We start from the raw sequence: 25,322 nt of genomic DNA, 5'->3' as shown, positions 1-25,322 counted from the left end.
AACTTACCTATTACGACAATGCAGCATAAAGCCAATCAGGGAGAACCATACAAGCGGCGATGGTCGCCACAGCGAACACCAATAGCCCGTAATGGCTCGCGGTTGGCTTTGCAAAAAGATGTTTTTGATTATTGATAAAGATTTGTTGTTCGACAGTCACAGCGCCCCAACGACGACTCACTAACACACCAAACAAAAGGAAGACAAACGTACCAATTGGCGCGAACCACGGCCAAGCCACGTCGAGATACATCGCAGTAAACACCGCAATCACACTCATGATACTGCCAACGATCACGCCTTTCTCATTGGCTTTCGCCCAGAATAAACCAAGCACGAATGAACCCAAACGGATACCAACAAAGATAGAAGTCAGACTAGCGATGGTTTTGAGTACCGATTCATTCGATACAGCAAGAAGAGCTGGCACTACCACCATGGCCGCCGCAAGCAAGCTCATCTTTCTTGCGACTTTTTCGTAGTGCTCATCATCGGCACTTTTGCGAACGAAACGCTTGTAGATATCGAACGTTGCGACGGTCGCCATTGAGTTGTAGGTCGAATCCAAGGTCGACATTGCGGCCGCCGCCAACGCGGAAATGATCAAACCAACGACGATTGGGTTAGTGTGGTTGAAGACGAAATCCAAAATCACTTCATTGCTGTTTTCAAACGATTGATCTTGATAGAAAACACTCAAAAGAACACCGAGTACCGCGAAGAACAAGTACACGAAAAACGCACCGTAACCACACAACAGCATCGACTTCTGCGCCGTCTTTTCACATCTCGTCGCTAACGTGCGTTGGATGATCAATTGGTTGGTGCCGTACACACTCAAATGCAAAAAGCTCACAGCAACCACGCCAGCCCAGAGTGTGGTATCTACGCCCAAATCAAAATCTAAGTTGATGATATTCAGGTGATCACGAGAAAGGTAATCTGCCGCATTAATCTCTGTCATTAGAATGGCAAAGATAGCGATGCTGCCCGCAACCAATACTGCAGATTGCAACATATCGGTCCAGATAACCGTGGAAATCCCGCCCGCATAGGTATAGCAAGCGGTGAAAATACTAATGTAGATAATGGCTTCAGAAATACTGATAGGCAGAACTTGCACTAAGATCAGCGCCACGGCATACAAAATCACACCCGCTGAGATACATTGAACCACAATGAACACAATCGAGTTGATGGTTCTTGCATACACCCCAAAGCGGTGCTCAAGGTATTCATAAATCGAAGTCAGGCCCAGCTTATAGAAGACAGGCACAAAGAAAATAACAGTGAAAAAGATAACGATGGGATAGTTAAGGTGAATACTCATCGCTTCCATGCCAGAGCTATAAACCCAACCAGGCATCCCTACAAACGTCATCGCACTAATGTAAGTCGCAAGTATCGAAACACCCGCCGTAAACCAGCCAAATTGCTTTCCACCCGTGGAAAAGTCGCCACCATTGCTGTAGCGCTTATTCACTAAATAGCTGATTAGTATGGTAATTGCCACATATAACGCAATCACCACAAAACTTGAGTACGTAACCATTTTAAGGTTTTCCTAATTCTGGGTAGCTAATTATTATGCCCAGATATTACTGTAAAAAGGCATTTTTAAACGACAATCCCACTATAAGTGTGATTACTATCACCAATATAGGCGAAAATGTATTCAAAATCGCCAAAAACGCCGATTAGTGAGATCCTTGTCACTAAAACCCACAAAATGGGTACGCATTCATTTTAAAATTGATTTTGATCACGGATCTAATAACCTTAAAAAAACTATGATTCACCCCGACACGAAATCGAAGATGATCCAAATAAGATCGTGTTCATTAAGTTTGAATAGCAACAAATCCTAAGTGAAATAGAGGTTTATCGGTCATGAATGCCAAAAGACACATGAGCGAAGTTCCTATGATTCAAAGGGTAGCTGCCTATCTAGCGATACTGGTTGGTTACTTTTTCTATTGTTATAACTTTGTAATTATTGACTACGTACGCCCATACATCGTTGAAGCGTATGATGGTATTAGCCTGTCAGACACTGCCCAGTTCTATACATGGCAGTCGGTTGGTGCACTTATCGGTGCATTGAGCTGTGCTTGGTTCGCAACAAAATTTGGTAAGAAATCCACTCTTATTACCATCACAGCCCTAAACGGTGGCGCAACAATCATCAATATGATGTTCACCGACTACACAACATGGGCAGCAATGCGTTTCATCATTGGTTTGTCACTGGGTGGTTACTTCACCGTGGCAGTAAGCCTAATGATCGGCCTATTTACGCCAACGGTACGTGGTAAGTTGACGGCATTCGCGTCTTCTATGTTCTCTGTAGCACTGATGGTAATGGGTGCGTATGCAGCATTTATTGCAAGCATTGATGCACCATGGGAAAGCCTAATGCTTGTAGGTGGTATCCCACCATTGGCAGCCGCTGTGGTCATGATCTTTGTACTACCTAGCGACAGCAAAGTGATCGCTTACGGTGAAGAAGAGCAAGCAAAAGTAGAAGAATCAAATGCACCAGCGAAAAAAGGCTCTTGGGGCGAAATGCTAAGCAAGCCTTACCGTAAGATCACATTAACGTGTCTATTACTGGCTGGCCTTAACTTCTACGGTTTCCAATTCTTTGGTGGCTTCGTAACCACTTACCTACGTGATGTACGTATGTTCGACGGTGCAACCATCGGTCTCATCTTCTCTATCTCAGCATTTGGTTCATTGTTTGGTGCGTGGTTCTGGGGTTGGGTAGCTGACAAATTCGGTCGTAAGGTGAACGCGTTTGGCTTCATCCTAGCGGGCATCATGGTTTCAATCTTCTTTGTTGCACCTGGCGACATGGTGATTGGCGGTCTAAACATGCTGGCTCTACTTGGTCTGATTTACAACTTCGGTCTGTCTTCTTCAGCGGTATGGGGTGGTTACTTCTCAGAACTGTTCCCAGCACACCTACGTAGCTACGGCGCGGCGCTATTCCACGGTGGTCGTATCCTCGGTATGTGGGCACCAATGGTACTTATCTTCATCCAAGAACGTACCGACCTACAAACCGCAATGTGGGGTTCACCAATCGTATGGATCCTTGCTGGTCTTCTATGGCTATCACTGCCAGAGACACTAAAAGGCGGCGTGTTCGATAAGAGCAAAAAAGCCGAAGCAGCAAAAGCGTAACTGAATTTCAAAAACTCCGGCTGGCTCCCCGGCCGGATGAAAAAACTTAATTTCGAGTCCTGTTCCCAAAGCCGACTCGACAGCAAATAAGAGAGTTTATTATGTCTAAATATCAAGAAGCGAAACGCGTTGTACGTGAATACTTCAGCGCAATGGAAAACGCAACTCACGAGAACGTGGCAGAAGTACTAAAAGCACACACTTCAGAAGATTACCTATGGCGTGGTGTTTACCCATTCCGTGAGCAACAAGGCGCTCAAGCAGCGGCTGATGTTTTCTGGGCTCCTTTGATGAAATCAATGACTCGCATGCAGCGTCGTCAAGACATCTTCATCGGTGGTGAGAACGAAGTAACATCAGGTGAAATCTGGGTAATGAGCATGGGTCACTTCATGGGTCTATTCGACGCTGAATACCTAGGCATGCGCCCAACTGGCAAAATCATGAATATCCGTTACGCAGAATTTAACTGTGTTGAAAACGGCAAGATCACTAAGACTGGCCTATTCCTAGACCTTCTAGGCGCGATGGACCAAGCGGGTTGTTACCCACTACCACCATCAACAGGTAAGCACTTCGTATACCCTGGTCCTCGTAACCACGACGGTCTACTGTTCGAAGACGCAGCACCAGAAGAAGGCGTAGCAACACTAGCACTAGTGAACAAGATGGTTGATGACCTATCTGCACTGAACGACAGCGGCGCTATGGGTTGCCCACCAGAAGTTCTTGAGAAGAGCTGGTCTAAAGACATGATCTGGTACGGTCCATGTGGTATCGGTGCGTCTTACACAATTCCTCGTTACCAACAGCAGCACCAATTGCCGTTCCGTAACAACCTGAAAGACAAGAAGTTTAACGGCCACGTATGTCGTTTCGCAGAAGGTAACTTCTCTTGTTTCTTCGGCTGGCCAAACCTATCTAACACGCCAATCGGTGGTTTCCTAGGTATGACAGGTGGTGAAGTACGTGCAGACATGCAAGTGGTTGACGTTTACTACCGTGACGGCGACAAGCTATCTGAGAACTGGGTACTGATCGACCTTCCTTACTGGCTAAAACAGCAAGGTCTAGACGTGTTCGAGCGTACTCAGCAGATCCTAAACCCTTCTCTATAAGAAGTCCTAGGGGCGGATTTTCAACCCGCCTTTATGTTGCCTGAATCCCCTCTCGGTTCAGGTGACATGCTCCCAACTCGTGCCTCAAGGATGGGGCACAACCTCAAGATAGAACCCTTATTCAAAACGGGCATGAACGCACGGTGGCTTTCTGCGCCCTGAATAATGAGATTGATGATGAAAAAGTCGACCCTTTCTGCAGTGATTTTAGCAGCGCTTACTTCTAGCTCAGCCTTTGCTGCACACACTTTTGTTAATGACGCTGGCGACAGCCTAACCATCGATGGCCGTTTCGATCTTCGCTACCAAGACCGTGGCGGTGATGACAACGGCGAATGGAACAGCGGCAGCTCACGTTTCGGTTTGAAAGGCCAAATGGGTCTGGATAACGGCTGGACTGGTTTCGGTCACGCGGAATGGGGCTACAACTCTGGCGCGAACGGCGACAACATTTACGACCGCTTGCTATACGCAGGTGTTGATCACGAAAAATACGGCAAGATTGCTGCGGGTACTAAGCAGTGGTCTACCTTCTACGACGTAGCATGGTACACCGATTTAGGTCGTGTATTCGGTACTCGTGGCTCAGGTGTTTACAACCTAGCTGACTGGGGTATCGCATCCGGTGCTGGTCGTGCAGAAAACTCAATTACGTACCGTAATTCAATTAATGAAAAAGTGAGCTACGGCTTTACTTACCAAACCACGCGTGAAGATGTTGCTCTAGCAAATAATGCGACAGCCTCACTGAAAAACGGCATGGGTGCGTCTATCACTTACAAACCGGTTGATGGCGTAACACTGGGTGCGGCTTACCATCAAAATGAAGTTGCGGATCTAGACGCAAGCGTGGTTGGCGTAGAAAACGGCGACAACATGCGCATCATGCTATTGGGCGCAAACTACAGCAACGGTGGCTTCTACGCGGGTGCGACTTTCCACGTTGGCGAAAACTGGGAAGCAGTGAGCCAAGGCGGTACGGACGTAATGTTCGATACCCTAGGTGGCGAAATCTACACTTACTACCACTTCGATAACGGCTTACGCCCAACGTTGAACTACAACTACATGGAAGATCGCGGTGACGAGACACAAGGTTATGAGCGTAACTTGCTGATTCCTGGTCTTGAATACCACTTCCAGAAGAACAAATTCCTAGTTTGGACTGAATACCAGTTCGACCTAGGTAAAGATCAGTACGATGGCAGCAAATTCGAAAACCGTGATGATCAATTCGCGGCAGGTATTCGCTACTACTTCTGATAACCACGAGATAAGTTATTCCGGTTACGTAACTTATTCGATTTAGTGGAAATGGGAAATAAGAGCAAGCCTTACCTTTTTTGGGTAAGGCTTTTTTCGTATGCAAAACATGAAATGTGACTTGGGTACTACCCAAATTGCGCCACCAAAGACAATCTAACCCTTTATTTACTTAAATCTTGCTTATTTCTCTTTATGACTACGTACCTATTTGTGTTAACCTAGTCACAGTTAAACTGACTTATGAATCAACTCACATGAATCCTGCAAAACAAACCGTAACATCGAAGGACGTTGCCAAACTGGCTGGCGTTTCTCAATCTACTGTATCGCGTGTGTTTGTTCCGGGCAGCTCAGTATCTGAAAAGACCAAGCAAAAGGTCTTCGAAGCCGCGAAAGCCCTAAACTACCGTCCAAATGCTTTTGCACGTAGCTTGACCACCAACGAATCTAAGTTGATCGGTTTGGTATTCCCAGATGCGGACTACCCTATCCACATGAAAACACTTCAATTGATTTCAAGTGAATTGCAGAAGCAAGGCTACTCAGCGGTGTTGATTCCATGGCAAGTGGATGATGAAGACAACCACTCGATCCCGAACATCTTCCAATACCGTGTAGATGGTGTCATTGCCGCTTCCGCTACCTTCAACAAATCACTGTATGAGGAGTGTGAAGAGTTCAACATCCCTATCGTTCAGTACGCACGCGTCGTAGAAGGCACAAAGAGCAGTTACGTTATCAGTGACAACTACGAAGCTGGTCAACAAGCGGCACAACTGCTGCACGAAAGCGGGGTGAAAAACGCGGTTTACCTGACGGGTGAAGTACCAACCTTTACCAACGACGAGCGTCAAAGTGGCTTCAGCTCTGAGTTTGAAGACTTAACGGGCAAAACCCCGCGCATTATTGAAGCGAGCTACGACTACGCAAGTTCGCTGGATAAAGTACGTGCGATGCTGGCCGATAAGAATCGTCCAGAAGCCGTGTTCTGTGCAACCGACAACCTTGCAATGGCGGTAATGGATATTGCACGTATTGAGTGTAGTATTCGTATCCCGCAAGATCTGAAAGTCATCGGCTTCGACAACATTCCACAAACGGAATGGTTGAGCTACCAACTGACTACTTTCCGCCAAGACTTCCGTCGTCTAGCGCGTGAGTGTGTGAAAATTATCGTTGATCAAATCAACAATAAAAACAGCAGCTTGGTGAAGATGATGGTGCCAGTCAAATTGATAGAGCGCAGCACAACCAAAGCCTAATCCCAGAGAAGCCAACCCAAGCGGTTGGCTTTTTTATTCCCTCATTTCTTCTTTCTCTCGCCTCTCATCTTTTACTTCTACTTCTAAGATTTCGAGCCAATGGTTCATTTGGTGTTGTGGTTACTAATGAACCTCTGTATATTTATGGACCATTACAGTATGTGAACCAATTTCAAGAGACGCATTGCACCCATGGCTACCTTTCTCTATACGCGGCACTCGCCAAAAAACCGAGCTTACCCTGAGCAGCTCAACGCTTTGAAAGCCTTTGCTCCTGAAGCAATTCACCTTGAAGACAAGGTACGCGGCTGCACGCCACCAGCCGAGCGACAAGCCTTTCAACAGCTCTTAACTACCGTGCAAACCGGTGACACCGTTGTACTTTGGTGGCTAACCGCCTTTGGCCGAGACTTCAGCCAAGCACTAAGCACGATTCAAACTCTGCTTAACAAAGGCGTCACCCTAAAAACCGTTTGTGAACCACTGACTTTTGAACCCGGTTCCGTACAAACGCAAACCTTGCTTTCGCTGCTTTCTGGCTACGGACAAGTGCAAACTCAACATCGCTTGTTCGCCGCAGAACAAGGCCGAAAAGCGCTAAAAGACGACCCACAGATGTGGAAGCAGAAATTCCGAGGTCGTCCAGCAGATAAAGCGAAACATCAACACATTGCGACTTTGCTTCTGGAAGGCAATACGCTACAAAACGTCGCAGAGCAATGCGAAGTCAGCCTATCGACGGTCAAACGAGTGAAAGCCAAATTGAATGAATTTGATGAGGAAGGAAGCCTGCGTCGCCGTGGCGATGGTGAAAAATCATGAGTCGACCGATTGAATTTAAAACCATCTTGCTGGCGTGTCTTATCATCAGTGTTGGTCAGCTCAGCATGGGCTTGGTGTTCCCATCCCTGCCTTGGATCGCCAAAGATTTCGATATTTCTCTCGACCAAGCTCAGCTGTTGGTCAGTGTTTACTTACTTGGTTTTGGCCCGTCTCAGTTTATCTATGGCCCAGTATCCGATGCGTTAGGCCGCAAAAAGGTGCTGTTAGCTGGCTTGTTGATTGCCATGCTCGGCCTGTTGATGATCATCTTCCTAAGCCACACTTTCACTGGCATGGTCGCAGGCCGTTTTCTGCAAGGTTTAGGCACTGGCTGTTGTGCGGTGTTAGCCCGAGCGTCAACTCGCGATCGTTTTAATGGTCCTGAGCTCCCTATCGCTTTGTCCTACATTGCGATGGCTGCCTCTATCACACCATTAGTTGCTCCGGTTATTGGTGGTTTCATTAACGCCCACTTCGGCTGGACTATGGTGTTTATCTCGCTGTTGGGTTACGTATTGTTGGCTTGGACTGTGATCGTATTTCGTTTCCAAGAAACCATCACACAAACCTCTGCGTTGCCATCACCGAAAAAGATGCTGCTGCAATATCGTGACTTACTGACTTCTCGTTACTTTATGAGCTTTGCCAGTATTGGTTGGCTTAACTTCAGCTTGATGATCACAACCGTTTCGGTGATGCCTTTTATCATGCAAAACCAAATCGGCATGACATCCGATCAATACGCGATGTGGGCATTGATTCCGGCGTTCGGCATGATTTGCGGCACCAGTATCTGTAACCGTGTTCGTCCAATCATCGGCACGAAAAAGATGCTATTGGTCACACCAATCCTGCACGTCAGTTCCGCAGCGTGGCTGTTCTTCTGCCCTGTTGAGCCGCTGTATTTAATGCTTGGCCAACTGCTGATGATTTTAGGCAATGCTATCGCTCTACCTTGTGCTCAAGCCATGGTAATGCAACCCTATAAGAAACAAGCAGGTGCAGCTGCGGCGATGTCGGGTGGTGGGCAAATGGTGGTGTCATCGATTGTGAGTATGGCATTGGTGCAACTCGGATTAAGCCAAGCGTGGCATCTGTCATTGGTGATTGTGGTCTTTGCGACCATCACACTGACCAACGTTCTGCGAGGCTTTGCCACTGAGCAACCTTCCGAGCAATAGAGTCCGGGCAATATAAAGTAACAAGGAAGACAAATAACGACATGAAATCACTCAATCTTGATCAAGCACAGAAATTGGCTCTGCTCTCTCAAGGGTTGCCACTAACAAGCAACAAAGGTAGCGCCAAAGCGAAGACCTTAGCCGTCTTTGAGCAACTGGGCTATGTGCAGATTGATACGATTTCTGTCGTTCAGCGCGCTCACCATCATACTTTGTGGAGCCGAAACCCAAGCTACCAACTTGAGCACCTAGACCAACTGGTGGCAGAAAAGAAAGTCTTCGAATATTGGTCTCATGCGGCGGCGTATTTACCTATGTCGCAATACCGTCATAGCTTGCCTCGCAAAGCGGCGATCAAATCCGATCAGCAAAAGCATTGGTACAAAAAAGACCACGACTTAATGGCGTCTATCTTGAAGAGAATTGAGCAAGAAGGCCCATTGATGGCAAAGGACTTCGAATCTGCCAACCATAAGACCGATGGCTGGAATACTAAGCCAACCAAACGCGCCCTAGAGAACTTATACATGCAGGGCGATTTGATGATAAGCGAACGTCGTGGTTTCCAGAAAGTGTACGACCTAACCTCACATGTTCTGCCTCAAGACGTTGATACATCGATGCCAACCGAGCAAGAACACGCGCGATTCTTAGTCCTCAATTATCTGAAATCTCATGGGTTCGGTACTTTGCCTGAAATGGTTTACCTACTGAAAGGAGTTAAGAAGCAGGTACAACAAGCTCTGTCCGAATTGGTCGATTTGGGTGAGATTGAAGCCATTAGCATCAACAATTTAGCTTACTATGCCTGTAGCGATGCACTGAACTTGCTCGACAAACGGCTCAATCGCAAACGCGCTAAAATCCTTTCCCCATTTGATAACCTGCTTATCCAACGAAAACGCGCCAGCGCAATTTTCAACTTTGATTACTTGCTAGAGTGTTATGTTCCAGAGCCAAAACGCCAGTTCGGTTATTTTTGTTTGCCAATATTGTGGGATGGGAAACTGGTCGCGCGCGCCGACTGCAAAGTGGATAAAACCAGTTCAACGCTGAACGTTCTCAACCTAGTTACCGAGCCTTCACTCAAAGACAGAGAAGCGTTTTTCGTCGCCTTAGAAGAGGAACTACAAGCTTTCGCGCTGTTTAATCAGTGCCAAACGTTTGTGATTCAGAAAGTGGGTCAAAGAACGTAATGAAAGGAACCGGCCCGAAGAATCTAATAGCAAAGTGCTGAGAAACCAAACTGTTCTCTTCAAGCCCATGCACTCTGCATATCGATTCTGAATTACATCCGTCTCTCGCTATTCCAAGAGACGAAATACTTAGGTGATAGTGACCTTTAAGAACTTTGTAGGCTCACCAGAATCACGCCAACAGTGATCAAGCCAATCCCCATCCAGTTGATCATGCTGAGCTTTTCTCCCAGTAAAACCACACTGAATATGGCCACCAGCACCACGCTTAGTTTGTCGATCGGCGCAACTTGAGAGGCTTGCCCCAATGACATGGCGCGGAAATAACACAGCCACGATGCACCTGTCGCTAAACCCGATAGCACCAAGAACACCATGCCTTTGGTTGAGATCTCTCCAATAGCACTGAACTGCTTGGTCGCGTAAGCAATCAAACCAACCAAAACAAGAATCACGCAAGTTCGAATAAAGGTCGCCAAATCAGAGTTGATATTCGCCACACCAAGTTTGGTCAACACTGCGGTCATCGCCGCAAATACCGCCGACATGAGCGCCCAAAACAACCAAGAAGTTTGAAGCATTGTCTTTTCCTATTCATCCCTAAAAGCAAAAAAAGGCGTTACAGAGTGTACTGCAACGCCATGTCTTGCTTCGATTAAATTCGACTTAAATCCAATCGAATCAGTCTGTAATTAGAGCTTAAAAGTCTGCTGTCATACCAACGTAGTAAGTACGCGGTGCTTCAACATAACCGATGTTTTCTAGCTCTCTTGATACACTTTCATCAGTTAAGTTAGTGATACCCGCACGAATACGTAGTGCATCGTTCACATGGTAAACCGTACCTAAATCCATCGTGGTGTAAGCGTCTTGCGTTAGCTGAGAGTCAATCTTACGGTCACCACGGTAGCGTGCGCTCGCAAACAAGTTCAAATCTTGAGTTGGGTACCAGTTTAGGCGTGCAAATGCAGAGTGCTTGTAACGCTCGTTCAGCTCTTCACCTGTCGACTTATCTTCGGTGTCTAAGTAAGTGTAGTTACCAGACATCGCCCATTGCTCATTGAACTGAATGCTACCGGTTAGCTCCACACCTTGAATAACGGCTTTCGATACGTTTTGGTAAGACTTGTACGGGTTAGACAGTTCACGATCGATTGGATCGCCATTGTCATCAATACAGCTCATCACTGCACTCGACCACGTACCGACTTCACAGAAGATGTCTGTCTGTTCGATTAGGTTTTCGATTTCGTTACGGAATACCGCGCCTTCAAGGTTCCAGTTACGACCGCTGTATAACGCCGAGAACTCGTAGTTCACGCTGGTTTCTGCTTCCAGATCTTCGTTACCTACGATGTTACAGTTACCTTTACAGCTGCTCATCGAGAAGTCTGGGTGGTTTTGCGTCATGGTTGGAGCTTTAAACGCTTTACCCACACCACCTTTCAGTACCAAGTCGTCCGTTGTTTGGTGTACTAGGTACACACGCGGGCTGAACTCTTCACCGTAGTGCTCGTGCTTATCTAAACGACCACCAATCGTCGCCATTAGCGTATCGGTCATTTCCCATTGGTCTTGGATAAATACCGCCCCTTGGTAAGCTTCTGCTTTGTTACCCACGATGTGCTCTGGGTTAGTTAGCTCACTAGTTTGGTAGTCCACACCAAACGTCACAGTATGGCTTTCACCTAGGTAAGTCGTTGCTGACGCTTCAAAAATTTGTGTGAGTTCTTCAATTGAATCAGCACCATCGTTTGCCGCTTCAATGTTCTCTACGTTTTCACGTGAGTAACGAACTTGGGTATCACCCCAAGACCAAAAACCGGTGTGCGATAGCGCTTGGCTGTTACGTTTAACGCGAGACTCCGAGAACAGAACCGTAGTACCACTTTCTGCTGCGGTATCACGTTCGTCGTCGCTGTAACCAAGGTCAAGGTCGATAAATTGATTGTCCGCCAAATGCCATGAAAGCGTACCGAACACCGCTAAACTGTCGCGATCTTCAAGTGCAGTGACCTCTTCACGGTCGATGCCGCCTTTCTCGCCAGAGTATGGCTGCCATGCGTTGCGGCTCGTTTGAGAAACAGAGAAGCGAGCAAATAGCGTGTCTTCAATCAAAGCGCCCGACGTCGTTAGACCCACTGTATATTCTTGACCACCATTGCCATCGTTTGGCGTGGTGTTGTCTAGGCTGAGTTGCGAGCTCCAATCGTTGCTTGGTGACTTAGTGATGATGTTGATCGTACCGCCCATACCGTCAGAGCCGTAAAGCGCCGACATAGGACCACGGATGATCTCTACTCGCTCAATTGAATCCATTGGGATCGCAGAAAGATCGAAGTCGTTACCACGTACGATCGCACTTGCCGAACTCATGCGACGGCCATTTACCATGATCAGTGTGTATTTCGAATCCATACCACGAATCGAAATTTGCTGGCGACCTGCACGTGTGCTGTCGAAGTCTGACTCCACGCTGGTTGCGTTAGATACGATGTCCGCCAGCGTGATGCCTGGATCGTTTTCGATGTCTTCAGCGGTGATCACCGACATAGAAGCTGGAGCGTCTTTCAGCTCCATCTGGGTACGAGTTGCTGTTACAACAAGCTGCTCATCGGTTTCGATTGGCGTTGTATCAGCAAAGACGGAAAAAGAGGTACATAGCGCACCGATTACCACTGCTAATGGTTTTGGCGCAAACGGAGTCGTCTTCGACATGGTAAAAACCTATAAATTTTAATGGAACTTATAATGATAATGGTTCGCATTAAATAGCCTTTATTTGACGAAGACAAGCAACCGAGCATTTGTAGGATTAATTACCACTATGTCAAAAATGAATAATAACATTCTTTACCATTCAGCCTCAGTTGAGCCATATATTTCCTTGAACAATGACTTAACCCAATTACACATCGGGTCATTATGATAGCGCTTATGCCAGTACAAATAGACCGATTCACTGTCCATTCGAATCGCTTTTGGTACGGTTTTGGTGATCAATTTTCTGCCCTGACAAGCGTCTTGTGCAAACGGCGTTGGCAAGTGGAAAATCACATCCGTTTGCTCAGCAATCGCTGGCGCAGCATTAAAGTTTGAAAGCTGAACAGGAATCGATAATTGGCGTTTTTTATCCACCACGCCAAGCTCAACAAAACGGTGATAAATCGACAGAGTTTTGCCACCTTGAAGTGAGATTTGACCGAAATTGCAATCGAGCAGCATCTCCACCGTCAGCTCCTCAACATGGGCAAGTGGATGAGTTTCGCTCATTAAAAATCGGTAGTCGCGATTGGCAATTTTCATGCGGTACAAATTCTGCTCAGAGCTAGGTGGCTCGGCGGTTGAGAGCACAAAATGTACATCCCCTGCGATCAGCGCATCGAAATGGCGTTTCGGGATGGAATCAATATCGACAATCATGTTCGGCGCTTCTTCACGGATGCGCGAAACAATCGGTGGCAGTAAGAAAATCACCTGCGGAACCAAGCCGTAAAAACGGATCGTACCGTTGCTCTTTTCTGGCACAAATGACTGGCCGTACATCAGCTTTTCTAGCCCAGTTAACACCGTGTTCAAATCTTGTTTGATCACTTCCGCTTTTGGGGTCAATTCATAGCCGTGTGCAGTACGTACTAACAGCTCATCGTTGAACAAGTTTCTGAGTTTCTGTAAAGAGCGGCTCACCGATGGTTGGCTCATATTGAGCGATACCGCGGTGTTGGAAACATGCTTCTCTTCAAGTAGGTGTTTGAGAATAAACAATAAGTTCAAGTCGACTTGAGCTAAATTCATTTTTTGAATACTCACTATTCCGCTAATTCTGTTGCTGCATATAGACTATCTGCTAATGTGTCTGCAATCAATAATCATTCTTATTTGATTTTAATCAAATAAGTTATACCGCTTTACGACTAATCTCGCGCTCTATTTTTTAAAGCATTATTTGTTTTTAAGACACTATTTGTTTTTAAGGCACTAATGCGAGATTGCACCGCACCTTTTGGAAATCATTATGTTTGGTAAAACTTCTCTTCGCGTAGCAACGGGAGCTTTGCTGCTTGCATTGGCTCCTATGGGGGCAATGGCTAAAACCTACCAACACAGCTTGGGCACAGTAGACATTGATGGCGTTCCACAACGCGTCGTTGTGTTGGGTTACGGCAGTTTAGACTACATTGATGCTTTGGGCGTAACACCCGTCGGCATGCCAAAGACGCTGCTGCCAAAATCGCTAGAAAAATTCCAAATCGACTCGTTCGCAAACACGGGCAGCGTGAAAGAAGTGAACTTCGAAACGCTGTTTATGCTTAAGCCAGACTTAATCATCGCAGAAGGTCGCATGGCAGATATTTACAAAGATCTGAGCGACATCGCGCCAACTTACATGTTCCGTATCGACACCACCGACTACTGGAAAACAACCCAAGAACACTGGCGCACGCTGGGTGACATCTTCGACAAAGAAGAGCAAGCAGAGCAGTTGATTGAAGGCGTTCAAGAACAAATTAATCACCTGCACGCAAAAGTAGAAGCTCAGCCACCACGCACACTGACCGTCTCAAACAGCGGTAACAGCTTGGCGATGTTTGGCACCAACAGCCGTTTCTCATTTGTGTATGAAGAAGCAGGTTTTGCAACGTCGACTTCTGAGAACGTGAAATCTGTACCACGCACTCACGGTAACCTGATTTCATTCGAATACATTGCTGATGCGCAACCTGAGGTACTGCTTATCCTTGACCGCGAACAAGCCATCGGTCAGAGCAGCGGTAAAGCAAAACAGCTATTCGACAACGATCTCGTGAAGTCCACACCAGCAGCGAAAAACAACCGCGTGCTGTTTATGGACCCAGCGGCTTGGTACTTAACCGCAGGTGGCTACCAATCGACGCAAACCATGATTAAAGAGCTGAACCAAGTCATTGCTAACTAACAGATTCGGTTCAATCTCACTCTAATCGATGACCTTTCCCGCTTCACGGTGCGAAAGGTCATTGTTGTTTTTATCACCCTATAAATACACCATGAAATTACATCATATCTTGGCTTTTTTATTGCTCGTCGTACTCGCCTGCGCCTCTTTACTGGTTGGGGTGGCGAACGTTTCTCTCTCGCAGATTTTGGCCGGTGACAGCCACAGTTTGAACATCTTGCTGGTTAGCCGATTACCCCGCTTGTTGGCCATCGTCTTAGCTGGTGCAGGCTTAAGTATTGCAGGTTTGATAATGCAGCAGATCGTGCAAAACCGCTTTGCAGCCCCATCTACCACGGGTACGGTCGATTGGGCGATGTTCGGTTATATCGTCGCGCTGATTCTGTTTGCAGACATGAGCAGTTGGGTACACCTGATCACCATCTTCGCCTTCTCTGTGATTGGTACGGTGATCTTCGTGCGCTTCTTGCAACGTTTGAAGTTTAAGAACACCGTGCTCGTCCCGCTGATAGGCATCATGTACGGCAACGTGGTTTCGTCCATGACCACCTTTATTGCCTACAAATACGATCTAGTACAGACCCTTGGTTCATGGACGGTGGCTAACTTCGCATCGGTATTACGTGGTAACTACGAATTCTTATATCTCGCTCTGCCAGTCTCGGTTCTGGCTTACGCTTACGCCAACCGCTTTAGCGCGGCGAGTGTGGGCGAGAGCTTCGCGAAAAACATTGGTTTGAACTACCAACGCATTGTATTGGTTGGCGTCATTCTTGTGGCTGTGCTGTCGTCATCGGTGGTGATGATCGTTGGTATGATTCCGTTTCTCGGGCTTATCGTGCCAAACCTAGTGTCGCTGTTCATTGGTGACAACATGCGTCGTAACTTGCCTTGGACGGCATACGCAGGTGTGATTTTGGTGCTTACTTGCGACATCCTCGGTCGCCTCATCATCTTCCCTTACGAGATTCCAATTTCGATGATCATCAGCATCTTGGGTGGCTCAATCTTCATTTACCTAGTTCTGAGAGACAAATCGAATGCGTGATTCTATGAAAGTAACCCTGCTGGCAATCGCGGCGGTTTTGATTTGTGCGGTGTTCATTGGCAAGGGCTTAACGCCAGATAACTACCAGTTCTTCTTGTCACGCCGTATCCCGAAAGTGCTGGCGATTGTCTTGGCAGCAATGGCGATTGCGTCATCATCACTGATTTTCCAGACCATCACCAACAACCGAATCCTCACCCCTTCGATTCTGGGTTTCGATTCCATGTACGTGATGATTCAAGTGCTGCTTGTAGTGATGTTTGGCGGTTTGAGTGCTTTAGTCATCAACAGCAAACTCAACTTCGTGTTGTCGACCGGCATCATGATAGTGTGTGCAATGACCTTGTTCAGCTTCTACTTCCGTGGTCGTCAGCGCAATATCTTCACCTTGTTGTTGATTGGTATCGTACTGAGCAGCTTGTTCAATAGCGTCACCGGCTTCTTCACCATGATCACCGACCCAGATGAGTTCACCTTCATCCAAAGTTCAATGTTCGCAAGCTTCAACAACATCAACAGTGAGTTAGTGTACTGGTGTGTGGTTCCGATGCTGCTTTGTGGCGCGTACCTAATGCGTATCGCCCACAAATTGGACGTAATGTGGCTTGGCGTCGACAACGCGAAAAGCCTAGGTGTGGATACCCATAAACTGACCATGCAAGTCATGTTCATCATCACTTTGATGGTGTCTATCTCGACCGCATTGATTGGTCCAATCTTGTTCTTCGGTCTGATTGTTGTGGCTCTGACTCGCCAAATCTTCACTGGCTACCAGCATCGCTTATTGATTGTTGCGAGCTCAGTACTGTCAGTTGTACTGCTGTCTGGTGGTCAATGGGTGGTTGAAAACCTGTTCGATTTCGACACCACCATCAGCGTTATCATCAACTTTATCGGCGGCGGCTACTTCTTGCTTCTGCTTATGAAAAACAAATTCGATTAAGGGTTCATCACATGATCCGTATTCAAGGTCTTAGCAAAAAATACAACGAAAAATACGTGGTAAAAAACGCCGATGCCCTTTTTCCACTTGGTAAAGTAACCAGCATTATTGGTCCGAACGGTGCGGGTAAAAGTACCCTGTTGTCTATGGCGAGCCGACTAACAGAAAGCGATGCTGGTAGCGTCGTGATTGGTGATAAGCCACTGGACCAATGGAACACCGAAGACTTGGCAAAGCGCCTATCAGTGCTGCGCCAGTCAAACAACATCAACATGCGCTTTACGGTGCGTGATTTGGTGGCGTTTGGTCGCTTCCCCTACTCGCAAGGTCGTCTGACAGAAGAAGATCACCGCATCATTGATGAATCAATGCAGCATCTGGAAATCGACCACTTGAAAGATCGCTTTATCGACCAGCTGTCGGGTGGTCAGCGTCAAATGGCGTTTATTGCTATGGTGGTAGCGCAAGATACCGACTACATCTTCTTGGATGAGCCGCTGAATAACCTCGATATCAAACACTCCGTCGACATCATGAGTACACTACGCAAGCTTGCGGAAATGAAGAACAAAGCCGTAGTGATCGTGATTCACGACATCAACTTTGCGTCTTGTTATTCCGACCACATCGTGGCGATGAAACTTGGTGAAGTAATCAAAGCGGGCTTGGTTGAAGAAGTGATTGATGCCGACGTGCTGAGCGATATTTACGAGATTCCATTTATCGTGCAAGAGATTAACGGCAACCGTATTTCGTTGTACTACCGACGTTAACGTAACCAATCTGATTCCATAGGCGGCCTCGTGTCGCCTTTTTTAATTTTGGTCAATGAAGAAGCGTTAAACGCGGAAAAGCGATGTGTCCGAGCAGCATTAATGATACTGTACTGAACAGTTTTATTTAGGTTGATTTAGTTATGCGCGCATCTACTGAAAAGAAAAGAACTCGAATCATCGAAGTGGCAACCGAGCTGTTTATTGAGCAGGGTTACAAGGACACGTCACTCGATCAAATCGTTGCAATTTGTGGTGGTTCAAAACAGACCCTGTATCGTTACTTCTCTAACAAAGAAGGATTGTTTGTTGAAGTGCTCGCGCATAACACCAAAGTCAGCCTAGAGTCCGTTTTCCAACTTGCCGATAAACAGAACGAACCTCTAAGAGAAACCTTAGAAGACTTCGCGAAGAAGTATCTACGAGGTATTTGCTCTAACCCAATCCTATCGCTTTATCGCATCATCTCTGCCGATTTTAATAAACATGACTCGGTTCCAAATCAGTTTTGGCAAACCGGGCCGCAGCGCATTCATCAATACTTAATTGAGTTTCTAAAAACCGACACCATCAGCCAGCAGCTTAACATCGACGATGCCGATTTAGCTTGTGGGCAGCTACTCGCGCTGATCAAAATGGATTACCAGAATATGGCACTGATGGGCTTTGATTTCTTAAGCGATGAAGAATTGGATTCGCATACACAAAAAGCGGTGGCGGCGTTCCTTAAACTTTATCAGCGCTAAGAACCTCAAAACCAAAAAACAAAGGGAGCACATTGGCTCCCTTTGTTCTTTTACGGCTTAGTTACCGAGTTGCTTGGCCGGCTATTTGTTCTGTTTACATAACCTCAGTGCGCTTCTTGTTTTGCGGCTAGCTTCTTACCGATCAATAAGATTGGCGCAAGCGCAAAAATAGAGACAATAAACATCACCAACGAATTACTCAGTGCTAATGTCGTAGCTTGCTCTTTCACAACCGCACTAATTTGGCTCATCCCAAGTGCCGGATTAGGTAAGCGGCCATGAGTCAGAATCGCACTGCTCAATGCCTGTTCGTAAGCCGCAAACACATGGTTTGAACCGTCCAGAGTGCGACCGATTTCGCCCGATGCTTGCGCGCTGTGGCTTTGAATCACACGAGAGAAAAACGCTCCGCCAATCACCCCGCCCATGGTTCGGAACAGATAGAAGTTAGCAATGCCTTCTAATCGCTGTCCTACTTGCAAGTACATCAACACCGCAATCGTCACCGACACATTCAACAAGCCAACACCAAAACCACGTAACAGCATTGGGACGGGTAGTGACTCTGTACCAACAAAGCTTGGTAATTGGCTGAACTCGTGCACCGACAGCAGAATCATCAGCACACCAAAAGGCACCACTGCATCCGCTAAAGGGCGGCGGAAGTAATACACCAATACACTTACCAGCATGCCGACCAACATGGCGTAAAACGACGGTAATTGTGCATAACCCGCATTGAGGCTGTTGTAGTGCATCGCCATTTTTAGGAAGTTGGCAAACAGCACTGTACTTGCCATCACGGCAAAGCCCGCAAGAAAGGCGTTATACATAAACACGTTGGTCTTTAACTTACCGTGCAATTGCATCGACGCAGTATCCAATTGGCGCGTTTTCACCAACTGATACACCACCAACAAAACCAGTGCTGCAGTGACAGAAGAAGCCTGTACAAACCAGTCTGAATCCAACCAGTTGTAGTAGCTGCCGCGCATTAGTAGGAACACCACCAAACTCATCGTTAACGCGAGTACGAGGTACACCGAGCCTGAGGATTTTGGCTTGGTTTCAATCTCAATCGCCTGAGGTTTGTACACGCCGATCATCACTAGTGCAGAAAAGTACAACCAAGCCGAGACAACGTTCAAAAACGACCAGTCAAACTCTTCGACAATCTCAGCCACCAACCACGGATAAGCGCCCATTGGTAATAGTGTTGAGAAGATCAGTGTCAGCGCAATAATCGCAGGCAACCAACGCTGCTCAAAGGTATTGAGTAGATAAAGGTTCACCACCACCAATAACATGCTCATGAAAAAGCCGCTTACTAACCAAGTTAGCGTGAACAACAACGCATGCTGACCAGTCCAATAGAGCGCAAGGTTCGTTCCCAAACCCACCAGCAATGCAGAGTGCAATGGCAATGACGTACCAAGCTTACGCACCAAGATAGGCGTAAACATAAACCCCAACACTTGAGTGATCATAAAGCCGATTTTCACTAACTCGACTTCATCTGCGGACAAACCGGACGTGGCTGCCATCTCGTGGGACAGCTCGGTAAACATCACCGAATTGATTCCAAAAGCCGCAATGGCGAACAGCGCAAAAATCAGCAATGGAGAACGTGTTTTCATGGCGATTAACCTTGCGTTGCGGTCTCAATCGACACTTCAGCGGACAAGCCCGGGTAGATGCGCTGTTTCAGCTCTTGTGGGATATCCAACTCAATACGCACTGGCACGCGCTGTACTACTTTCACAAAATTACCGGTCGCATTTTGCGGTGGCAACAAACTAAACTGCGCGCCTGTTGCAGGGGTGATAGAAGATACACGACCATGCAACGGATGATCAGGGAACATGTCTAACACCACTTCTACATCTTGCCCTTGTGCGACGTTTTCCAATTGAGTCTCTTTGAAGTTTGCCTCAATCCAAACGTAATCCGGCACCATCACAATCAAACCCATGCCCGGTTGAACAAACTTACCGACTTGCACTTGTCTGTCTGCCACATAACCATCAAATGGCGCTCGAACGATGGTTCGCTCAAGGGCGATATTCACCAACCTCAAGTTCGCTTCGGCTTGCTTACGTTGCGCGGTTAGCTGCATCTTTTCTGTTACTAGCGCATCGAGCTGCTTCTGTTCAGCGGCTAGTGCTAGCTTGGCAGTTTCAAGATTGCTGCTCGCTTCAATAGAACGCGTTCTTTGTGCTTCAAATTGGTTCTTGCTCACCGACTGCTTTTGTACCAAGCGTGAAAGACGTTTGAACTCCGCCGCTTGATGTTCCGCGTTGGCACTTGCGCTGTGGATGCCCTGCTTCGCCTGCTCAATCTTTACCAACTGCATTTCGGTTTTGGTTTGGTTTGCGGTCAGTGCAGCTTTTGCGACATCTAACGCTGACTTCGCGATTTCTTGGTTGGCAACGAAATCTTCATCATCAATCGAAAACAGTGGCGCACCTTTGCTGACCCACTGGTTATCTTCGACAAAAAGTTGGCTTACCTGCCCACCGACTTCCGGAGAAATCGCCGTCACATCCGAGTGAACATAAGCGTTATCAGTGGTAACCGTATTAGGTTGGTATAACGCACAACCTGCAGCGAACAACGAACCAATAACAAGCGACAACGCAATGACTTTCTTCTTCATTTTTGAAACCCAACTTAATGATTTTTAAAAACTGTACTGTACCGTACAGTTTTAGTAAAGATACATTTGATCATTGATCAGGAGAAAAGATCCATCCCACTGATTTTTAATGATCTTATTTGATGATTACTTTTGATTGAAAGAGGAGGAATTGGAGGGCTATCGCGAGAAAAACAAAAAAGGCGACACTGAGGTCGCCTTTTGATTATGAAGAAATGCTTCGAGAACGAAGCCGGTGAGTCACGCTTATTGTTGCGCTACCTTCACTTGTGGTTTGGTTGAGCTTGTGTAATCGAAGTCAAACACAATGCCATCTTTGGTTACATCCAAAGCCATACCACCGATAAGCTCACCTTGTAGGCTCATCTTCACGTCTTCCGGTACTGGCTCGCCAGACACTTCCGATGCTGTTTCAATCACTTCTAATACGCGGTCTGAGTCCATAGTGAAGCTCAATAGACCATTGGCCGTTAGCGGTTGAGCCATGACTTTCTCACTTGCTGCCGCTGCTGCCTCACCACTGTAAAGCGTTAGGTGACTGCCGTTTAGACGAGCAAATACATCCATTGGTTTGCCTGCGTATGGTTCAAGCAGACCACCGATGTTCACTGGTTGGTTATCCGGTTGGATTTGAATCTGCGCCAGCTCAGGCATGAACATTTGTGCCGTTTGCAGCAGCATGTTTGGATCGTCCGCTGAGATAGAGAAGATCGCATCCAGCTGACCTAGTTCAGGTCCGTATTGGCCATTCATGTTCACATCTAGGCCGAACATTTCCATGCTCAAACCTTTCAGGCCATTTGCCATACCCGCGCCCATGCTGATCGCCGGAGCTGGGTTTTGACCACGCATGTCATTCTGCGCTTGCGCTAGGATTGAACACTGGTACTCAGGAGTCGTTAAATCTGTCCAGATCTTACCAATCGCCGGAGCCAACGTCGCAACGTCTAGACCTAATGCCAAGCTAAACATGCTCTGCTCACCATTTGATTCCGCCAAGACACCGCGCACTGATTGCAATGCTTCAAGAATCACTTGGTTTTTCGATTCAACAACAAAGCCGCCGTTGATGCGAGCTTTATCGTCACCCGCGCTGTACTCGGCAAACGCGACCATTTGCGGCCAGTTTTCAGCGATTTGGGTAAACTCGGTGTGACACGCAGGGGAACGCAATTGATCTAACACTGGATCAGATTGAATTATTTTCAGCTGGCGAGCCATTCTGTTGCCATCCACTGTCGTCAGGCCTTTGATGATTTCACGAATGTCAACAATACCGAATGAATTATTGCTCGCGCCGTATTTGTTTTGTAACGCTTCAAGACGACCAGAGTCCACAATACTGTTCTTCGGAGATTCAAGACCAAATGCCAGTTTAAGGGGGCTCTCAACACCGAGTTCAGGGATATCAAAAGTCACGGTCAGAACGTTATCCACAACAGCGACTACTAGACCAATTCCCATTAATTTGTCTTGAGATTCGGTCAGCTCGTAACGGCGGTACTCCACTTTATCCAACTTAACAAGCTCATGTTGAAAACCTGAAAGCTGCTCTTGCTCGTCCAACGTTTTCCACAGTGCCGCTGGGTTCTCAAGCTGCACTTTGTATACCGGAATAAAACCTAAGGTGTAGATAACTGGACTCACAGAATCCCCTGTACCCATAAAGGCTTTTAAGCTCTCAGGAGAAGATGACGCCGCAACGTACGCATCCAAGAAGTTCACAGCAAACTCTAAACCAGGAGTTAACTCTTCTTCAGCAAACAGCTCCGACATTTGCGGTTGCTGCGCTGTACCGAACGCATTCATGTATTCGTAGTAATTGATCGGTTTCGTTTGATAAGTGATCAGCAAAGTATCTGCAGGAACTTGACTAAGCAATGCATCTGAACCGCTGCTGTTGGCAACTTCATTTTGATACAGGTAACCAGCCCCACCCGCTGCTGCAACGACGGCAGCCGCCAATAATAATTTTTTCACTTTCTACTCCATTTTGTGGCGGCATGAAGGAGCACTTCAGAGACCTAGCCAATTTTACATATAAAACAAACATCATAAACAGACCAACCCCTGATTCAATCAACAATCAACCTTATTAATGGATATCTCAGAATTTATAAGATAAAACGTGATCTCATGTGAAAATTGCAGGTGCAGCATTCCCCCTCGACCGATAAATCTCATTCGTTAAATCAAATTTTCGCCTTTTGTTGAAGCTTTGACGTAACATCACGATCTCACAAACCAACTTCGTGTTGTACTGGAGAATTCGACTGTGTTTTCGTAGAGTCTAGACTCGCTCGATATATGAACAATCTTTGCAGATTAAATCTATGAAAGACCAGTTAACCATATCCGTGTCTACCATCAACGGCTCGAAGCATTGGTGCGTGACAAAAGCAATGCAAACTCGCCTAAAAAGTTTGCTGGCTGCTATGTCTATTGGGATATGTGCAACGACAGGATTGGTGTTTTATCTATATTCAGCCGTCGATAGCGCGGAGCTAAAACAAGCTGAGTTAGCTCAGCACTCTGTCGGTCTATCTGAAGAGGTAGCACAGTTAAAACAACTAAAATCTGAGCTAGAAAGCGATCTTTCAGAAAGAGAAGAACAAATCACAACAGTCTCAGAACGTTTATCAGATTTAGAGTCTTCACTTGGAATGGCGACAGGGGTAGATTTGGCGAACCTAGAATCTCGCCTAGACACTGCTGCTATTGCATCTAATGTACGTATCGCAATGCTAACTCAGATCCCAAGTGGGTCACCGGTGGGAAAGGAAAGAATATCCTCTGGTTTTGGTAAGCGTATCCACCCGATAACCAAAATAACAAAAATGCATCGCGGCTTAGACTTTGCCGTCAACATTGGAACACCAATCTATGCTCCAGCGGATGGTGTTGCTGAGGTCACGCGGCGAAGCAACAAAGGGTCAGGTAACTTTCTTCGTTTACAACATTCCTTCGGTTTTTCTAGCTCTTATTCACACTTAAAAAGCTTTAAGGTAAAAAGTGGCGAGTTTGTCAAAAAAGGACAACTTATCGGAGTGTCAGGTAATAGCGGGTTATCTTCTGGCCCACACCTACACTATGAAATTCGATTTGTAGGGCGGGCTCTAAATCCGAGACCATTTGTAGATTGGAACGTTAACGAATTCGAAGCAATATTCAGTAAAGAACGAGGTATAAGATGGGAATCTTTAGTCAACACCGTGGAACAGAGAGTAGCCAAGCAACTTCAACTCTCATCGCCAAAGGATGTTCTGTTAGCGGAGAACTCAAACTTGAAAATGACATCCAAGTAGATGGCATCGTAAATGGTCAAGTAAATGTCGATAGTACGCTAATCGTTTCTGAAAGTGGCCGTGTTAAGGGTGACGTATATGCAAATAAACTCATTATTAATGGTATCGTCGAAGGCAACTGTTACGCCGAACAGATTCAGGTCCTTGAGAAAGGACGTATTACAGGTAAAGTTTGGAGTAATAACCTGAGCATTGAGCCAGGTGGCAAGTTCTTTGGTGAAGCCGCAGAGTTACCAGAGAAAGAGGTCATTTCACTAAAGAGCAAGACAGAAGAACACCAAAAAAACCAGCCAAAAACACAAAGCTCAGATAACAAGCCAACATCTCGTAAGCAAGCATAGCAATAGTGAATATAGATTTTCATCCACAAACACAAAGTCAGCGGACTGTGAAATTTCATTCACAATGAGAAATATTGCTAGCTGATTTTCATTAAGCTCGACTATGATTCGCGCTTCTGTGTTTTGATGATTATTTGAATGAAAATCTATACCGCTATTATCACGGCAGCCCTAGCCGCAACAACACTTATCGCGCCAGCTCATGCGGACGATAAATTCACTTTGGGTCGTACTATTTTGTTAGAACACGGTAACCTTGCAGCAAAGATCCCGATGGTCATTTGCCGCAACACTAACGCGATTAAAGTGAAAGCAGAGAAAGACTTAGAATTAAGAAAAGTCGTTGTGAGATTCCAAAATGGTGATGAAAAAACCATTCGATTCCATCGTGACCTGAAGAAAGACAAAATGACCGATTGGCGCTACTTTGGCTACCGCCGATGTGTGAAAAACATCGAGGTGTATGGTAACTCAGAAGGCTCAAAAGCTGGCGTTCGTGTTTACGGTAAAGAGAAGAACGACTAGATATTAACTAAAAAGGAC

22 protein-coding genes are annotated in these 25,322 nt (G+C 46.5%); 15 read left to right on the top strand and 7 right to left on the bottom strand.

Annotated features, from left to right (window positions below; translation table 11 throughout):
- Positions 1 to 10: 10 nt before the first annotated feature.
- Positions 11 to 1,552, bottom strand: a complete 1,542-nt coding sequence (locus tag KIV41_RS03805) for a sodium:solute symporter (protein ID WP_285335721.1) — start codon at positions 1,550 to 1,552, stop codon at positions 11 to 13.
- Between the two features lie 338 nt (positions 1,553 to 1,890).
- Here KIV41_RS03805 and KIV41_RS03800 point away from each other — a divergent pair, with 338 nt between their 5' ends.
- The 7 genes from KIV41_RS03800 (at position 1,891) to KIV41_RS03770 (ending at position 10,031) form a co-directional block, all read left to right on the top strand.
- Positions 1,891 to 3,186 carry an MFS transporter gene (locus KIV41_RS03800; protein ID WP_039840592.1) on the top strand — a complete coding sequence of 432 codons (1,296 nt, stop codon included), beginning with the start codon at positions 1,891 to 1,893 and terminating at the stop codon, positions 3,184 to 3,186.
- A gap of 101 nt (positions 3,187 to 3,287) precedes the next feature.
- Positions 3,288 to 4,304 (top strand): nuclear transport factor 2 family protein, encoded by a 1,017-nt coding sequence (locus tag KIV41_RS03795; protein ID WP_005374772.1) that lies wholly within the window; start codon positions 3,288 to 3,290, stop codon positions 4,302 to 4,304.
- Between the two features lie 177 nt (positions 4,305 to 4,481).
- Complete coding sequence (locus tag KIV41_RS03790) at positions 4,482 to 5,567, top strand: porin (RefSeq protein WP_009701228.1); 1,086 nt, start codon at positions 4,482 to 4,484, stop codon at positions 5,565 to 5,567.
- A 257-nt stretch (positions 5,568 to 5,824) separates the two neighbouring features.
- Complete coding sequence (locus tag KIV41_RS03785) at positions 5,825 to 6,832, top strand: LacI family DNA-binding transcriptional regulator (protein ID WP_285335719.1); 1,008 nt, start codon at positions 5,825 to 5,827, stop codon at positions 6,830 to 6,832.
- 192 nt (positions 6,833 to 7,024) lie between these two features.
- Positions 7,025 to 7,654 (top strand): recombinase family protein, encoded by a 630-nt coding sequence (locus tag KIV41_RS03780; protein WP_285335718.1) that lies wholly within the window; start codon positions 7,025 to 7,027, stop codon positions 7,652 to 7,654.
- Positions 7,651 to 8,835: a multidrug effflux MFS transporter gene (locus KIV41_RS03775; protein WP_041056169.1), complete on the top strand. Its 1,185-nt coding sequence runs from the start codon at positions 7,651 to 7,653 to the stop codon at positions 8,833 to 8,835. Before KIV41_RS03780 ends, KIV41_RS03775 begins: the two co-directional genes overlap by 4 nt.
- Before the next feature lie 41 nt (positions 8,836 to 8,876).
- A complete protein-coding gene (locus KIV41_RS03770; protein WP_285335717.1) occupies positions 8,877 to 10,031 on the top strand; it encodes a winged helix-turn-helix domain-containing protein in 1,155 nt (384 codons plus the stop codon).
- 146 nt (positions 10,032 to 10,177) lie between these two features.
- Here the strand turns inward: KIV41_RS03770 and KIV41_RS03765 are convergent, their stop codons facing one another.
- The 3 genes from KIV41_RS03765 to KIV41_RS03755 all read right to left on the bottom strand — a co-directional run bounded on the left by KIV41_RS03765 (position 10,178) and on the right by KIV41_RS03755 (position 13,826).
- On the bottom strand, positions 10,178 to 10,612 hold the full coding sequence (locus KIV41_RS03765) for an EamA family transporter (RefSeq protein ID WP_038881239.1): 435 nt from the start codon (positions 10,610 to 10,612) through the stop codon (positions 10,178 to 10,180).
- 118 nt (positions 10,613 to 10,730) lie between these two features.
- Positions 10,731 to 12,749 (bottom strand): TonB-dependent receptor domain-containing protein, encoded by a 2,019-nt coding sequence (locus KIV41_RS03760; protein ID WP_285335716.1) that lies wholly within the window; start codon positions 12,747 to 12,749, stop codon positions 10,731 to 10,733.
- Positions 12,750 to 12,884: 135 nt separating this feature from the next.
- Positions 12,885 to 13,826, bottom strand: a complete 942-nt coding sequence (locus KIV41_RS03755; protein WP_005434330.1) for a LysR family transcriptional regulator — start codon at positions 13,824 to 13,826, stop codon at positions 12,885 to 12,887.
- Between the two features lie 220 nt (positions 13,827 to 14,046).
- Between KIV41_RS03755 and KIV41_RS03750 the strand changes: the two genes are divergently transcribed.
- From KIV41_RS03750 to KIV41_RS03730, 5 genes are all read left to right on the top strand, one after another.
- On the top strand, positions 14,047 to 14,967 hold the full coding sequence (locus tag KIV41_RS03750; protein WP_005434328.1) for a siderophore ABC transporter substrate-binding protein: 921 nt from the start codon (positions 14,047 to 14,049) through the stop codon (positions 14,965 to 14,967).
- Positions 14,968 to 15,058: 91 nt separating this feature from the next.
- Entirely contained in the window at positions 15,059 to 16,015 is a 957-nt protein-coding gene (locus KIV41_RS03745) for an ABC transporter permease (protein ID WP_005429179.1), read from the top strand.
- Positions 16,008 to 16,958: an iron chelate uptake ABC transporter family permease subunit gene (locus KIV41_RS03740; protein ID WP_009695905.1), complete on the top strand. Its 951-nt coding sequence runs from the start codon at positions 16,008 to 16,010 to the stop codon at positions 16,956 to 16,958. The genes KIV41_RS03745 and KIV41_RS03740 overlap by 8 nt, the downstream gene beginning before the upstream one ends.
- Before the next feature lie 11 nt (positions 16,959 to 16,969).
- Positions 16,970 to 17,731, top strand: coding sequence for an ABC transporter ATP-binding protein (locus KIV41_RS03735; RefSeq protein WP_005434322.1), 762 nt, complete (start codon positions 16,970 to 16,972; stop codon positions 17,729 to 17,731).
- 143 nt (positions 17,732 to 17,874) lie between these two features.
- A complete protein-coding gene (locus KIV41_RS03730) occupies positions 17,875 to 18,477 on the top strand; it encodes a TetR/AcrR family transcriptional regulator (RefSeq protein ID WP_078610055.1) in 603 nt (200 codons plus the stop codon).
- Between the two features lie 104 nt (positions 18,478 to 18,581).
- On the opposite strand, the gene KIV41_RS03725 is transcribed toward KIV41_RS03730, so the two are convergent.
- From KIV41_RS03725 to KIV41_RS03715, 3 genes are all read right to left on the bottom strand, one after another.
- Positions 18,582 to 20,114 carry an MFS transporter gene (locus KIV41_RS03725; RefSeq protein ID WP_285335715.1) on the bottom strand — a complete coding sequence of 511 codons (1,533 nt, stop codon included), beginning with the start codon at positions 20,112 to 20,114 and terminating at the stop codon, positions 18,582 to 18,584.
- A gap of 5 nt (positions 20,115 to 20,119) precedes the next feature.
- The gene (locus tag KIV41_RS03720; RefSeq protein WP_285335714.1) at positions 20,120 to 21,133 is read right to left on the bottom strand and encodes an HlyD family secretion protein; all 1,014 of its coding nucleotides are present in this window, start codon (positions 21,131 to 21,133) and stop codon (positions 20,120 to 20,122) included.
- A gap of 246 nt (positions 21,134 to 21,379) precedes the next feature.
- The gene (locus KIV41_RS03715; protein WP_285335713.1) at positions 21,380 to 23,113 is read right to left on the bottom strand and encodes a hypothetical protein; all 1,734 of its coding nucleotides are present in this window, start codon (positions 23,111 to 23,113) and stop codon (positions 21,380 to 21,382) included.
- Positions 23,114 to 23,466: 353 nt separating this feature from the next.
- Between KIV41_RS03715 and KIV41_RS03710 the strand changes: the two genes are divergently transcribed.
- The 3 genes from KIV41_RS03710 (at position 23,467) to KIV41_RS03700 (ending at position 25,304) form a co-directional block, all read left to right on the top strand.
- Positions 23,467 to 24,438 carry a M23 family metallopeptidase gene (locus KIV41_RS03710; protein WP_285335711.1) on the top strand — a complete coding sequence of 324 codons (972 nt, stop codon included), beginning with the start codon at positions 23,467 to 23,469 and terminating at the stop codon, positions 24,436 to 24,438.
- Positions 24,324 to 24,779 carry a polymer-forming cytoskeletal protein gene (locus KIV41_RS03705; protein ID WP_156145237.1) on the top strand — a complete coding sequence of 152 codons (456 nt, stop codon included), beginning with the start codon at positions 24,324 to 24,326 and terminating at the stop codon, positions 24,777 to 24,779. The genes KIV41_RS03710 and KIV41_RS03705 overlap by 115 nt, the downstream gene beginning before the upstream one ends.
- A gap of 138 nt (positions 24,780 to 24,917) precedes the next feature.
- Positions 24,918 to 25,304 carry a DUF2541 family protein gene (locus KIV41_RS03700; RefSeq protein WP_005429145.1) on the top strand — a complete coding sequence of 129 codons (387 nt, stop codon included), beginning with the start codon at positions 24,918 to 24,920 and terminating at the stop codon, positions 25,302 to 25,304.
- Positions 25,305 to 25,322 lie beyond the last annotated feature (18 nt).

Source organism: Vibrio sp. D401a (assembly GCF_030248515.1).
Taxonomy (GTDB): Bacteria; Pseudomonadota; Gammaproteobacteria; order Enterobacterales; family Vibrionaceae; genus Vibrio; species Vibrio rotiferianus.
Note: the sequence above shows the minus strand (reverse complement) of the source record. Positions and strands in the feature narration are given on the sequence as shown.